This window comes from Kribbella sp. DT2 (genome assembly GCF_049844575.1).
Lineage (GTDB): Bacteria > Actinomycetota > Actinomycetes > Propionibacteriales > Kribbellaceae > Kribbella.
The window spans coordinates 1669993-1683236 of sequence record NZ_JBNCLH010000001.1; the positions used below are offsets into that span (position 1 = coordinate 1669993).

Here is a 13244-nt window from a genome sequence, read left to right on the forward strand (position 1 = left end):
CCCACCCGAGCGCCCTGGCCTCCGTCCGCTAGGGAGGCCAGGGCCCGACTGGGCCCAGTCGGGCGACAACAGCAGCCCGTCCGCCGCCGCACCCGCCTTGCTCCGCACTCGCCCCGCCGCGCCGCGCCGCTCTGCACCGCACGCGAGCTGGCCTCCCAGCAACTGGAGGGCCGGTTCTCGGCTCGTCCGTCGCTCGCGCGGGCCTCGCCGTCGAACTGCTCGTGGGCACTCAGCATCGGGTGCCGCCGCGTCGCTGACTGCTTCTGAGGGTTCTGCTGGACAGGTCGCCCGCGGGTGGACCCTCGACCGGGGCGCGGATCGGATCGTCCGAGCTGAATGCGGTCGGGACTGGCTCGACCGGGCAAACCGCCGGGAGCCGTCGATGGTGGGCGCCGCAGCGTTCAGGCTGCTCGGTCACCGTCGGGACCAGTTCGTTTGCGTCTTACTGCGACGGTGGCGCTGGACCTGGGCGGAAGGGGAGGGGAGCAGATGCCGGCACTTCGTACGCGATTGGTGTGGCACATACGTCCACTCGTTCGTCGTACGGGCTCAACCATCCGGGCCCAGCTCGGGGAATCAGGCGGATTCGGCTAAAGGTTCGGGCTTGGGGCGTTTGGGGAGGCGGAGGAAGGTTCGCGTGGCTACGTGGATCTGGGCGGCGACTGCTTCGCCGGTGTAGCGGTCGGTGCGGGTCATGGCGCCGATCTCGCCGATGCGGTGGATCAGTGGGCGGACGCGGAACTCGATCGGGGTTTCGAGGACGACGTTGAGGGCTTCGAGGGCGCCGTCGAGCTCGCCGAGCTCGAGGTGGGCCTTGACCTGCTGGAGGCGGACCATGCGCTCGGCGCCGGCGTTGCGTTTGGCTTCGGGAGCTCGCTCGAACAGCGACGTGCTGTGCTCGGCGCAGGCCAGAGTCTCCCGGGCCTGCCCCAGCGCGAGGTGGGCGTCCGACCACAGCCCCTCGGCCCGGGCAGGTGTGCACAGGAGGAAACCGAAGAGTTCCTGGTCGACGGGCGGTACGGACACACGTTGGGCATCGGCGAGCGCCGTACGGGCTTGGTCTGTACGGCCTGCTCGGGCGAGGTCGACCGCGAGGGCGCTGGACAGGAAGAGCTTGGACGAGCCGACGGCGTGCCGCAGCCCGGCCTCGGCGTACTCTGCGGCGCGGGTGAAGTCGTCCTGCCAGAACGCGGCGGTGTGCTGGGTCGCGCGCACCCAGGCGCGGAGGTCACCGTGGTCGGCGGCGTCGGCGCAGGCCCACGCCGTACGGGTGTGGTTCTCGGCGAGGTCGGGGCGGCCGAGGTCGACCGACATCCAGCCGAGGATGGTGAGCGCCCAACCGGCCGCGGTGTAGAGGTCGCGGGTCTGCGCCGGTGACTGGCGTCCGGCGAGCAGCTCGAACGCACGGTCGCGGATCGCGCGGGTGCGCAGGAACAGGTCTTTGGTCGGCACGCGCAGGTACTGCCGGCAGACCCGTTCGATGTCGGCCTGCAGTTGCTCGACGGTCAGGTCGCCGACGTTCGAGGTCTCCGCGAGCGGCAGGATCGAGACCGACTCGTCGGCCGTCCGCACCATCTCGTCGTCCAGACCGACCATCGACGAGATGCTCGTGTCGAGCTCACCCAGCCCTGGACGGCTCCCCGGCGAGAACCCGAGCTCGTTGTCCGTAGCAACGGTGAGGACCTGGCGCAGCCCGGCCCGGTACGCCGCACCGGGCCAGCGGACCACACCACGCTCGAGCTTCGCGATGTAGTGCCCGTCCAGGTCGTACTCGATCCCGGTCGTCTCCCACAACCATCCGCAGACCGCCTCCGCGAGCTCGCCCCTGGACATGTGCTCACCCGGCGCGCGCCGCGACGGCGTCCGCTCACGGGCGTCCCGCAACAATCCGTTCACCTCCGACATGCCCGCAACTGTAGGAGCGCGAACACGCTCGGTGACCACAAAAACCACCCCTGTGGACGAACTGCCCCACGATGCCCCGACCTGCCCCGCCCATCTGCCCCACGATGCCCCAACCCCCCGCCCGCAAGGCGTTCACCAGCCGTCCCGGGGCCCTCGACCAAGCGCACCAGCAGCAACCGGCCAGCGCCGGTACGGCGAAGCCCTGTGACGCTTCCCGTGGTGGGATCGTCCCTAGAAGCAGCCGGTCGGCGGGTGCCCCGCCAAGCCGTTCCACGGCAGGCCGGTCGGCAGGTGCCCTGCCAGGCCCTCCACAGCAGGCCGGTCAGCAGGCAGCCGGCGGGTGCCCTGCCGGACCCTTCCACAGCAGGCCGGTCAGCAGACGGTCGGCGGGTGTGGCGCCAATCCCTTCCAGAGCGGGCCGGTAGCAGCCGGTCGGTGGGTGCCCGCTCCGCCTTCCAGAGCGGCCGGCCACCGCCGTACGCCGAGGTCTCCGGCGATCCCACGGCGAAAGCCTCTTGACGCGGCCGGGGCAGCGCCGCGATCTGGGCCCTTGGCACGCGGGGGATGCTTCGCGATCTGCCCCACGGAGGCTGACCGGCCCGATGCCGACAGTCGCGCACCTGCCCCGCAAGTCCCCGAGCACCCACCGTCCGTAGCCACGCCCACGCCACCGGACGCCTTGGCCAACAGCACCGGGCACGTCCGGACGCCTCGGCCAAGAGGACCGGCGCCAACGAGTAGCTGGTCGCCCGCCGTGCACGGCGAGGGATCCAGCGGTGATACCACTCGTGTTGGCCAGCGCTGCAGCGGCACACCAAGCGCGCCGGTTGTCAGCCGGCTCGGCACTACCCGCGGGCCATCACTGCGTCGTACGCAGGCCCAGCGTGCCGGCGGCCGCAGGCGGGCGGCGGCGGCCGTCGGCAACCCGGCAGCAGCGCCAGCGACCGTCAGGACCGCACATGGCTCGCCGTGCCGGCGCACGGGACAGCGTGGGTTGTACTGCGGCTGCGCCGGTGATTTGCCCGGGCGGCGACGGTACGGCGGGCAGGCGGTCGCCGGGCCGGGGTAGGTCGGCTGGGGTGGGGCGGGGGGTTACCCGAGCAGGCAAGTGGTCATCCGCTGGGGGCAGGGGATCGGCTTGCCTCGTGGAGCTTGTGGCGGGCGCGGATCATGGCGGCGAGGACGGGCTCGCGGCTGTTGAGGGTGGTCCTCGGTCTGCCGTGGAATCTCGGATGCCGTGAAGCGTGGGGGTGGGCTACTTGGGATGGTCGTCGTCGGGTTTCAGGGTGTGGTTTGGGTTGCCTGGGGTTCGGCGGTCGCGTTTCATTTCGGCTTCTCGGAGGTGGCGGACGCCTTCGCAGAAGGTGTCTCGGGCTTGTTGTTCGAGGGCGGTGAAGAGGGCGTAGTAGCCGGTGTCGTAGTCGTCGACAATTTGGAAGGTCCAGCGGTCTTCGATGACGTTGCGGCCCAGGAGGTCGCGTTCTAGTTGGGCGGCGAACTCCTCGTGGCCCGCCTCGCGGAAGAGTTGGAGGACCTCGTCGAGTTCGTTGTCGGCGCGGCCGGTGAGTTCGTGGAAGCCGTAGAGGTAGCCGCGGGCTCGGTTGACCGTTTCCAGGGCGTGGGTGAGGCGGCCGACGGCCTGGACGGTCTGGTCGTCGACTCCTGGCGGTCTTGGGCGCGGGGATTCTTGGGGATCATCGCTCATGGGGACGCGGTACCCGCCCGATAAGCTGGGCAACGTGCCGGAGGAAGCGATCACGACGCTGAGGGCTGAGTTGGGTGGGTTCGGGCGGGCGGAGATCGGGTTCGCTCTGCTGGAGACCTTCTTGCAGGTGGCGGGGGCCTGGGGGGTCGAGGCGGTGCTGGATCCTCGGCGGTTGCTGTTGCCGGACGAGATGACTGACGATCGGGCGCTGGTGCAGGGGCTGATCGAGGAATCGGCGGGCTGGCCGGTGGTGAAGTGGGGGCCGTTCACCGTGCACGAGCGGCGGTTCGCGGTGGACGACGATCAGGCTCGGTGGGACTACACGCGGCTGGCTTACTGCTCGTCGGCCGCGACGGTGTGGAGCCGGGGGCGTCATACGACGTACTTCGAGGTGGTGGATCACCATCGGGCGACGTACTGGTTGCCGGACTCTCTCAAGGAGCAGTACTTCGCGACGTTGGAGGCGAAGCGATGGGAGATTCCGGAGAGCTGGTTGACCGCGCTTCCGAAGCAGCCGAAGCCCTGGTGGAAGCGCGGCCGTTGAGCGTCAGTTGACGGCGGGGAGCTTTTCGAGGGCGGCGGCGACCGAGGCCTGGAGGTCGGCGTCGTCCCAGGCGCGGTCGGTGATTTCGCCGGACAGGTAGGAGTCGTACGCCGCCAGGTCCAGGTGCCCGTGGCCGCAGAGGGCGGTGAGGATGACCTTCTCCTCGCCGGACTCCTTGCAGCGTTGGGCTTCGTCGATCGCGGCGGCGAGCGCGTGCGTCGGCTCGGGCGCCGGCACGATGCCCTCGGTCCGGGCGAACAGGACGCCGGCCGCGAAGCACTCCGACTGCGGCTTGGCGATCGCCTCGATCTCGCCGGTCTCGTACAGGTGGCTGATCAGCGGGCTCATCCCGTGGTACCGCAGGCCGCCGGCATGGATCGGGTCCGGGACGAAGTCGTGCCCGAGGGTGTGCATCTTCATCAGCGGCGTCATCCCGAGGGTGTCGCCGAAGTCGTACGCATAGGTGCCCTGGGTCAGCGTCGGGCAGGCCTGGGGCTCGACCGCACGGATCACCGGGGACTGCCGGCCGGCCCACTTCTCCCGCAGGAACGGGAACGCCAGGCCGCCGAAGTTCGAGCCGCCGCCGGTGCAACCGACGATCACGTCCGGGGTCTCACCGACCATCGCGAGCTGCATCAGCGCTTCCTCGCCGATGATCGTCTGGTGCATCAGCACGTGGTTGAGCACCGAGCCGAGCGCGTAGTGCACAGACTCGTCCTGCACCGCCATCTCGACGGCCTCGCTGATCGCGATTCCGAGCGAACCGGTCGACGCCGGGTCCTCGGCGAGGATCTTGCGGCCGGCCTCGGTCAGGTCGGACGGGCTCGGGTGCACGGTCGCGCCGAACACCTTCATCATCGCCCGCCGGTACGGCTTCTGGTCGTACGACGCCCGCACCTGCCAGACCTCGCACTCCAGCCCGAACTGCGCGCAGGCGAAGGCGAGCGCGGTGCCCCACTGCCCGGCGCCGGTCTCGGTGGTCAGCTTCCGGATCCCGGCCTTGGCGTTGTAGTACGCCTGGGGGACGGCCGTGTTCGGTTTGTGGGAGCCGGCGGGGGAGACGCCTTCGTACTTGTAGTAGATCCGTGCCGGGGTGTCGAGTGCCTTCTCCAGGCGGTGCGCGCGGTACAGCGGGCTGGGTCGCCAGAGGCGGTAGACGTCGAGGACCTCACCAGGGATGTCGACGTACTGGTCCTGCGAGACCTCCTGCAGGATCAGGTCCATCGGGAACAACGGCGCGAGGTCCTCGGGCCCGATCGGCTGCCCGGTCCCCGGATGCAGCACCGCCGGCGGAGGTGTCGGCAGATCGTGCAGCACGTTGTACCACCGGGTCGGCATCTCGTCCTCGGGCAACAGGATCTTCGTCGGCGTCGTCATGCAGCAAAGTTAGAGCTGCGTGGGCTCCTCGGCAATGAACCGAACCGGCACTTGTCCGGCACTCTTCAGGATGTCGATCGCGCCGTCGGCAACCATCACGTAGACGACGTCAGAGGGCTGGTCGCGCACCAGTGCTTCGGCAGGGGTCAGTCCGGCGAGCTGCTTGGCCGGCATTCGCCCGATCATCTCGTGCGACACGAGCAGCGGGCGGCGCGATCCGGTGCCGGCGACGAGCACCGCGACCGGTAAGCCCAAGCCGTCAGCGATGATCTGGGCCGTGCGGCGGGCGCGGGCGAGGGGGCTGGTGAAAACGGCGTCGATCTGGCGGGTGCTGAGGAGAACCGCGTTGCGGCTTGCCTGATCGATGCCGAGCGGGGTCAGAGGGGAGTCCAGTCGGCCTTGTCTGCGGCCGGTGACGTTCCACTCAGTTTGGCCGTGACGGGCGAGGTAGACGGTGTCGAAGAGCACTAGTACGTCGTGGCAGGTGCTGTGGCCGGGGAGGGCGCGTCTGTGCCGAGCCAGTTGTCGATGTCGGTCAGTAGGGCCTTCTGGATGTCGGCCGGGGCTGTGGAGGCCAGGACTGAGCCTCGGGCCAGGTCGGCCAGTTCGAGGTCTGTGAAGTTGTGGATGGTGCGGGCTGTTTCGTACTGCTCGGCCAGGCGGGAGCCGAAGAGGAGGGGGTCGTCGGCGCCTAGGGCGATGCGGGCGCCGGCTTCGTAGAGCTGGCGGAGGGGGACGTCTTCGGGGCGTTGGTAGACGCCGAGGGAGACGTTGGAGGCGGGGCAGACCTCCAGGGCTACCTGGGCGTCGACTATGCGCTTCAGGAGGTCGGGGTCCTCGATCGAGCGGACGCCGTGGCCGATGCGGCCGGCGCCTAGTTCGTCCAGGCAGGTGCGGACGGTGGACGGGCCACAGAGCTCGCCGCCGTGGGGTGCCGCGAGCAGGCCGGCGTTGCGGGCGATGCGGAACGCGGGGGCGAACTCGGACGTGGTGCCGCGGCGTTCGTCGTTGGAGAGGCCGAAGCCGACGACGCCTCGGCCGACGTACTGGGAAGCCAGGCGGGCCAGGGTGCGGGCGTCGAGGGGGTGACGGGTGCGGTTGGCGGCGATCACGACCTGGACGTCGATGCCGGTCGTGGCGGCCGCGTCGCGGGCGGCGTCCAGGACCAGGTCGGTGAACTCGGTGATGCCGTGGAAGCGGTTCGCGTAGCCGGAGGGGTCGACCTGGATCTCCAGCCAGCGGGAGCCGTCCGCGGCGTCGTCCTCGGCGGCCTCGCGGACCAGACGGCGTACGTCGTCCTCGGTCCTGAGCACCGAGCGGGCGATGTCGTACAGCCGCTGGAAGCGGAACCAGCCGCGCTCGTCGGCCGCCGAAAGGTCCGGCGGCCAGTCGGTGCGAAGGGCGTCGGGGAGGCGGACGCCGTGCTTGTCGGCCAGCTCGACCAGGGTGAGGTGACGCATCGACCCGGAGAAGTGCAGATGCAGATGGGTTTTCGGCAGCAGCCGAAGGTCGCGTGGCGCCATCACAGAAGGTTACCGACACCTTGCGGAAACCGGGAAACCGGGCGGTCCCGCAAACGGCGACGGCCCGCCGGAAGCTCTCCGGCGGGCCGTCGTACGCGCGAATGTCAGCTGAGGAGCTTGGCGATTCGGGAGACGCCTTCGGTGAGGTCGTTGTCGCCGAGGGCGTAGGACAGGCGCAGGTAGCCGGGGGCGCCGAAGGCCTCGCCGGGGACTACGGCGACCTCGGCCTCGTCGAGGATGATCTCGGCCAGCTCCGCCGAGGTGGTGGGGGTCTTGCCGGCGATCTCCTTGCCGAGGACGCCCTTGACCGACGGGTAGGCGTAGAACGCGCCGGTCGGTTCGGGGCACTCGACGCCGGGGATCTCGTTCAGCATCGACACCATCAGCTTGCGGCGCCGGTCGAAGGCGGTCTTCATCTCGTCGACGGCCGACAGGTCGCCGGTCAGCGCGGCGATCGCGGCGCGCTGGGCGACGTTGTTCACGTTCGAGGTCTGATGCGACTGCAGGTTGGTCGCGGCCTTGATGACGTCCTTCGGGCCGATCATCCAGCCGACCCGCCAGCCGGTCATCGCGTACGTCTTGGCGACGCCGTTCAGCACGACGGTCCGGTCGGCGAGCTCCGGGACGGCGACCGGCAGCGAGGTGAACTTCGTGTCGCCGTAGGTCAGGTGCTCGTAGATCTCGTCGGTGATCACCCAGATGCCGTGCTCGAGCGCCCAGCGGCCGATCGCCTCGATCGCCTCGGGGGTGTCCACCGCGCCGGTCGGGTTCGACGGGGAGCAGAACAGCAGCGCCTTGGTCTTCTCGGTCCGGGCCGCCTCCAGCTGCTCGACGGTGACCAGGTAGTTCTGGCTCTCGTCGGCCAGCACCTCGACCGGGACGCCCCCGGCCAGCTGGATGGTCTCCGGGTACGTCGTCCAGTACGGCGCCGGCAGCAGCACCTCGTCGCCCGGGTCGAGCAGCGTCGCGAAGGTGTTGTAGACCGCGTGCTTGCCGCCGTTGGTCACCAGGACCTGGGCCGCCTCGATCTCGTAGCCGGAGTCCCGCTTGGTCTTCTCGACGATCGCCTGCTTGAGCTCGGGCAGACCACCGGCCGGGCTGTAGCGGTGGTTCTTCGGATCGCGGGCGGCCGCGACGGCCGCCTCGACGATGTAGTCGGGCGTCGGGAAGTCCGGTTCGCCGGCGCCGAAGCCGATCACCGGGCGACCGGCCGCCTTGAGCGCCTTCGCCTTGGCGTCGACCGCCAGCGTGGCCGACTCGGAGATTGCACCAATCCGTGCAGAGATGCGGGAAGCCATGACCCCATCCTGGCACCACCGGTGCGCCGGTGACATCTCGGTATCGGTTGGTGACACCGAGAGCTGCCGGGGACCGGGAACCATCGTGGGGTGGGTGGCGTTTGTACCCGGTGAAGGCTGTAAGGTTCTGCTCGCGGTACGGCGCCCGGTGGGGTCGTGGCGGGTAGGCCTCAGTTCGACCAGGTGGCTTCGACCCCGTACACTCTTCTAGTCCGGGCGTAGATGGCCCTGATCCGGCATGCCCGAGATCAGGTCAGCGGCGTCCGGGAGAGATTGCAGAGGGCACTAGCTCAACTGGCAGAGCATCGGTCTCCAAAACCGAAGGTTGGGGGTTCAAGTCCCTCGTGCCCTGCAACTCCTGACCGGCGCAGGGCCGGTCAGGCCGCCGCTAGCGAAAGAGGTAGGTCGTGACGGAGACGCGCACCCCGGCACCGTCCGGCGCCGGCAAGCCTGCGGAAGGCAAGTCGGGCAACCGGCTGCTGCGTTTCTACCGCCAGGTGGTCGCCGAGCTCCGCAAGGTCGTCTGGCCGACGCGCAAGCAGCTCTCCACCTACTTCGTGGTCGTGCTGACCTTCGTGGTGTTCGTCATCGCGATCGTGTCGGTGCTCGACCTCGCCTTCGGCTGGGCGATGTTCAAGATCTTCGGCTGACCGCCTCCGCCGTAGCGATCCACCGGCCGCGCGGTCCTCAGAGCTGACCGCCACAGACAACACCCGATGCAGAGATGACGGAGTACAACGTGTCCGAGCGTGACGACGAGGTCCTCGACTACGAGGACAACATCGACTTGTCCGCTGACGCCGACGCCGATGACGACGTCGAGCTGGATCTCGACCTGGACCTCGACGACGACGATGACGACGATGTCGTGATCGCCGATGACGACGACGATCCGTTCGCCGAGGTCAACGACAAGGCGGAGGCCGAGTACGCCGCCGACGACGACGCCGAGACCGGTGACGCCGACGAGGACGACTCCGACGACGAGCCGGTGGTGATCGTGGCCGCGGCCGACGACGCCGAGGACGCCGAGGTGGTCACCGCCGCCGACGTCGACGACGCGACCGACGAGCTCGCCACCGAGACCGCCGAGACCGCGCCGGACGACACCACCGAGCAGGTCGAGGACGACGAGGTCGTCTTCTCCGCCGGTGACGACTCCGACGACGATGATGACGACGACGACGCCGAGGCCGCCGTACCGGCTGCCGCCGCGGACGACGCCGACACCGACGACGAGGCCGAGGAAGAGGCCGAGCCGGAGGAGCCGGGCGACCCGCTGGAGGAGCTGCGCGCCACACTGCGCTCGCAGATCGGCGACTGGTACGTGGTGCACACGTACTCGGGGATGGAGAACCGGGTCAAGTCCAACCTGGAGAACCGGATCACCTCCCTGAACATGGAGGACTACATCTTCGAGATCGTCGTGCCGACCGAAGAGGTCGCCGAGATCAAGAACGGGCAGCGCCGGATGGTCAAGCGCACCGTGCTCCCCGGCTACGTGCTGGTCCGGATGGACCTGACCGACGAGTCCTGGTCGACCGTGCGGCACACACCGTCGGTGACCGGCTTCGTCGGCAACAGCCAGAAGCCCGTACCGCTCAGCCTCGAAGAGGTCGAGAAGATGCTCGCTCCGGCCGTCGTGGCGGCGGCCGAGGCGGCGGCTGCCGAGACCGGTGCCGCACCCACCAAGACCGCGGCCAAGAAGAAGGTCGAGGTCGCCGACTTCGGTGTGGGCGACTCGGTCATGGTCGTCGACGGGCCGTTCGCGACCCTGCACGCCACGATCACGGAGATCAATGCCGACGCCCAGCGGATCAAGGCGCTGGTGGAGATCTTCGGCCGGGAAACCCCGGTGGAACTCAGCTTCAGCCAGATCCAGAAAGTCTAAGGACCCGAAATGCCTCCCAAGAAGAAGATCGCTGCCCTGGTCAAGGTGCAGCTGCAAGCCGGTGCCGCGACGCCGGCACCGCCGGTCGGTACCGCTCTCGGTCCGCACGGCGTCAACATCATGGAGTTCTGCAAGGCGTACAACGCCCAGACAGAGTCCATGCGTGGCAACGTCGTACCGGTCGAGATCACGATCTACGAAGACCGGTCCTTCACCTTCGTCACCAAGACGCCGCCGGCGCCGGAGATGATCAAGAAGGCGGCAGGCCTGCAGAAGGGCTCGCCGGTCCCGCACAAGGAGAAGGTCGGCAAGATCACCAAGGACCAGGTCCGCGAGATCGCCACCACCAAGATGCCGGACCTGAACGCCCGCGACATCGACGCCGCGATGAAGATCATCGAGGGCACCGCCCGCTCGATGGGCGTCACCGTCGACAAGAAGTAATGCACCCCGGTTCACCCCGGTGAACCAGTTGGTGTGGAAGGGCGAACAGAAAGCTCGCCCGTGAAGACCACAACCGCGAACGATCGAGCAACCGTTCGCAAACAGGAGAACCCAGAAATGGCACAGCGCAGCAAGTCTTACCGCACCATCGCGGACAAGATCGACTTCGATCACCTCTACACCCCGCTCGAGGCGATCAAGCTCGCCAAGGAAGCGGCCGGCAGCAAGAAGTTCAACTCGACGCTCGACGTCGCGATGCGCCTCGGGGTCGACCCCCGCAAGGCCGACCAGATGGTGCGCGGCACCGTCAACCTTCCGCACGGCACCGGCAAGACGGCACGGGTCCTCGTCTTCGCCACCGGTGAGAAGGCCGAGGCCGCCAAGGCCGCCGGCGCCGACTTCGTCGGCGACGACGACCTGATCAAGAAGGTCACCGACGGTTGGCTCGACTTCGACGCCGTCGTCGCCACCCCCGACCTGATGGGCAAGGTCGGCCGCCTGGGCCGCGTGCTCGGACCGCGTGGTCTGATGCCGAACCCGAAGACCGGAACGGTCACCCCGGACGTGACGAAGGCTGTCACCGAGATCAAGGGCGGCAAGATCGAGTTCCGGGTCGACCGGCACGCGAACCTGCACTTCATCATCGGCAAGGGCTCGTTCGACGAGGCCCAACTGGTGGAGAACTACAGCGCCGCGCTGGAGGAGATTCTCCGGCTGAAGCCCTCCAGCTCCAAGGGCCGCTACATCCGCAAGACCGTCATCTCGACCACGATGGGTCCGGGCGTCCAGGTGGACCCCAGCATCACCCGCAACATGCTGGGCGAGGACGACGCCTGAGCTTCGGCTCACCAGTAGCACCCGAAAGGCCCTGGTCGGTTGACCGGGGCCTTTCGCCGTCCCCAGACGCTCAGGCTTGAGCGGCGACCAGGCGGAGCGTCCCATCGGCGGTCCGGACGGTGAAGCCGTCGGAGTGCGACGCGACGATGCTGCCCGGCGCTCCGGCGGCAGCCTTGGCCGGCTCGGTCCGGGCGACCAGGTACTCGGTCCCGTCGAGGACGACCCGGGCTCTCACCGCGGTGATGTTGAGCGCCGCAGCCTGACGCGGCGCCATGTATGGGCTGACAAGTGTTCACGGTGGGCCGGAGTCGAGCGCGGGGGCGGAGCGCGGCCTTGTGTACGGCTCAGCCGGTTGTGGCGCGTTCCGGTGGCTGGGGGGTACTCAAAGTGGGGTTGGGGCGGGGTGGGGTGCGGCCTTGTGCACCGGTCAGTCGTGTTCGGGGCGGATCGGTGGCTGGGGGGTACTCAAAGTGGGAGGGATCCGTGGGGGTGATGGGTGATGAGGTCGGGGGTGAGTTGGTCCGGGCTGGGGACACCGACTAGAGCGAGGGCGTGGGTGAGTTCGGCGTACAGGTCGGTGAGGAGGCGGGTGACTCCGGGGGAGCTGTCGACGGTGAGGGCCCACAGGGCCGGGCGGCCGACGAAGACCGCGCGGGCGCCGAGGGCGAGGGCGGTGAGGACGTGCTCGCCGCGGCGGATGCCGCCGTCGACGTACACCTCGGCGTCGGTCCCGGCGACGGCCTGGACGACCTCGGGCAGCGCGTGGGCCGTGGCGATCGCGCCGTCCAGCTGGCGGCCGCCGTGGTTGGAGACGATCAGGCCGGCCGCGCCCGCGTCGACGCAGCGGCGGGCGTCGTCGCCGCGCAGGACGCCCTTCACCACGACCGGTAGGCCGGTGATCGAGCCGAGCCACTCGATCACGTCCGGAGTGAGGTCGTCGGCCTTGGCGAGGTCGTCGTCGGAGTACGCCGACTCGTCGACGTTCGCGCGCAGGTGACCTGGCTGGACGACGTCCCACACGGTCGGCCCGTCGTCCTCCTTGCGGCCGACGACCGGCGTGTCAGCAGTCAGTACGACGGCCCGCGCGCCCGCCGCCACGGCCGCGTCGAGCATCTGCCGGGTGTAGTCGCGGTTGCGCGTCACGTAGATCTGCAGCCACCACGGCGCTCCGGCCGCACCGATCTCCGCGAAGGTCCTGCCCGCGTTGCTCGACACCCCTAGCACCGACCCCGCCGCGGCGACGCCGGCCGACATCGCCGCCTCGCCGTCGGGATCGGCCTGCCGCTGCAGCGTGGTCGGCGCGACCAGGACCGGCCCGGCGACGGGTGTCCCGAGCACCGTCGTACGGGTGCTGATCGTGGACACGTCGGTCAGTACGCGCGGGCGGAACCGGTACGACGACCAGGCGTCGACCGCTTCGCCGACGCTCACGCCACCGGCCGAGCCCTGGCGGAAGTACCTGTGCACCGGCTCGGGCAGCTTCTCCGCCGCGGCCGCTTCCAAGGTGTCGATCCATCGCATGGTCCCGATCCTCGCAGGTGCCGCGCGACAGGAGGTGTGCGGCCGATGGCGCCGACGGATAACGCTGCTGAGCGTGCGGCTGCCGGCCGGATCCGGAGACATCCTGTCGTTCGGTACCGCGAACCCGGTAAAGTAGAGGCATGCAGCAGCACGGGCAGCGATTTCCGCGCCCCGGCCGGCACAGCGGTGCCGACGGGGT

General features: G+C 69.3%; 13 protein-coding genes and 1 tRNA gene. 6 read left to right on the forward strand and 8 right to left on the reverse strand.

The features are described 5' to 3' along the window. Positions 1-576 precede the first annotated feature (576 nt). Together ACLQ2O_RS07970 and ACLQ2O_RS07975 are read right to left on the reverse strand one after the other, a co-directional pair. A complete protein-coding gene (locus ACLQ2O_RS07970) occupies positions 577-1905 on the reverse strand; it encodes a hypothetical protein (protein WP_425828753.1) in 1329 nt (442 codons plus the stop codon). Positions 1906-3160: 1255 nt separating this feature from the next. Next, positions 3161-3610, reverse strand: a complete 450-nt coding sequence (locus ACLQ2O_RS07975; RefSeq protein ID WP_425828755.1) for a hypothetical protein — start codon at positions 3608-3610, stop codon at positions 3161-3163. 34 nt (positions 3611-3644) lie between these two features. Here ACLQ2O_RS07975 and ACLQ2O_RS07980 point away from each other — a divergent pair, with 34 nt between their 5' ends. Continuing rightward, positions 3645-4154 carry a hypothetical protein gene (locus ACLQ2O_RS07980; RefSeq protein WP_425828757.1) on the forward strand — a complete coding sequence of 170 codons (510 nt, stop codon included), beginning with the start codon at positions 3645-3647 and terminating at the stop codon, positions 4152-4154. A 3-nt stretch (positions 4155-4157) separates the two neighbouring features. Here ACLQ2O_RS07980 and ACLQ2O_RS07985 read toward each other — a convergent pair whose 3' ends face one another. From ACLQ2O_RS07985 to ACLQ2O_RS08000, 4 genes are all read right to left on the reverse strand, one after another. Further along, entirely contained in the window at positions 4158-5531 is a 1374-nt protein-coding gene (locus ACLQ2O_RS07985; protein WP_425828759.1) for a TrpB-like pyridoxal phosphate-dependent enzyme, read from the reverse strand. Positions 5532-5540: 9 nt separating this feature from the next. Beyond that, complete coding sequence (locus ACLQ2O_RS07990) at positions 5541-5999, reverse strand: histidine phosphatase family protein (RefSeq protein ID WP_425828761.1); 459 nt, start codon at positions 5997-5999, stop codon at positions 5541-5543. Next, positions 5999-7054 carry an adenosine deaminase gene (locus ACLQ2O_RS07995; protein ID WP_425828763.1) on the reverse strand — a complete coding sequence of 352 codons (1056 nt, stop codon included), beginning with the start codon at positions 7052-7054 and terminating at the stop codon, positions 5999-6001. The genes ACLQ2O_RS07990 and ACLQ2O_RS07995 overlap by 1 nt, the downstream gene beginning before the upstream one ends. A gap of 104 nt (positions 7055-7158) precedes the next feature. Next, positions 7159-8352 (reverse strand): pyridoxal phosphate-dependent aminotransferase, encoded by a 1194-nt coding sequence (locus ACLQ2O_RS08000; RefSeq protein WP_425828765.1) that lies wholly within the window; start codon positions 8350-8352, stop codon positions 7159-7161. A 279-nt stretch (positions 8353-8631) separates the two neighbouring features. Here ACLQ2O_RS08000 and ACLQ2O_RS08005 point away from each other — a divergent pair. The 5 genes from ACLQ2O_RS08005 (at position 8632) to rplA (ending at position 11524) form a co-directional block, all read left to right on the forward strand. Next, positions 8632-8704: transfer RNA gene (locus tag ACLQ2O_RS08005), tRNA-Trp, on the forward strand. Between the two features lie 55 nt (positions 8705-8759). Next, on the forward strand, positions 8760-9002 hold the full coding sequence (secE, locus tag ACLQ2O_RS08010) for a preprotein translocase subunit SecE (RefSeq protein WP_145802759.1): 243 nt from the start codon (positions 8760-8762) through the stop codon (positions 9000-9002). Between the two features lie 383 nt (positions 9003-9385). After that, complete coding sequence (gene nusG / locus ACLQ2O_RS08015; protein WP_425829099.1) at positions 9386-10243, forward strand: transcription termination/antitermination protein NusG; 858 nt, start codon at positions 9386-9388, stop codon at positions 10241-10243. A gap of 9 nt (positions 10244-10252) precedes the next feature. Next, positions 10253-10687 (forward strand): 50S ribosomal protein L11, encoded by a 435-nt coding sequence (gene rplK, locus ACLQ2O_RS08020; RefSeq protein ID WP_425828767.1) that lies wholly within the window; start codon positions 10253-10255, stop codon positions 10685-10687. Between the two features lie 117 nt (positions 10688-10804). After that, positions 10805-11524, forward strand: coding sequence for a 50S ribosomal protein L1 (gene rplA / locus ACLQ2O_RS08025; RefSeq protein ID WP_425828769.1), 720 nt, complete (start codon positions 10805-10807; stop codon positions 11522-11524). A 70-nt stretch (positions 11525-11594) separates the two neighbouring features. Here rplA and ACLQ2O_RS08030 read toward each other — a convergent pair whose 3' ends face one another. Together ACLQ2O_RS08030 and ACLQ2O_RS08035 are read right to left on the reverse strand one after the other, a co-directional pair. After that, entirely contained in the window at positions 11595-11798 is a 204-nt protein-coding gene (locus ACLQ2O_RS08030) for a hypothetical protein (protein ID WP_425828771.1), read from the reverse strand. A 191-nt stretch (positions 11799-11989) separates the two neighbouring features. Continuing rightward, positions 11990-13045 carry an alpha-hydroxy acid oxidase gene (locus ACLQ2O_RS08035; RefSeq protein ID WP_425828773.1) on the reverse strand — a complete coding sequence of 352 codons (1056 nt, stop codon included), beginning with the start codon at positions 13043-13045 and terminating at the stop codon, positions 11990-11992. Positions 13046-13244: the final 199 nt, after the last annotated feature.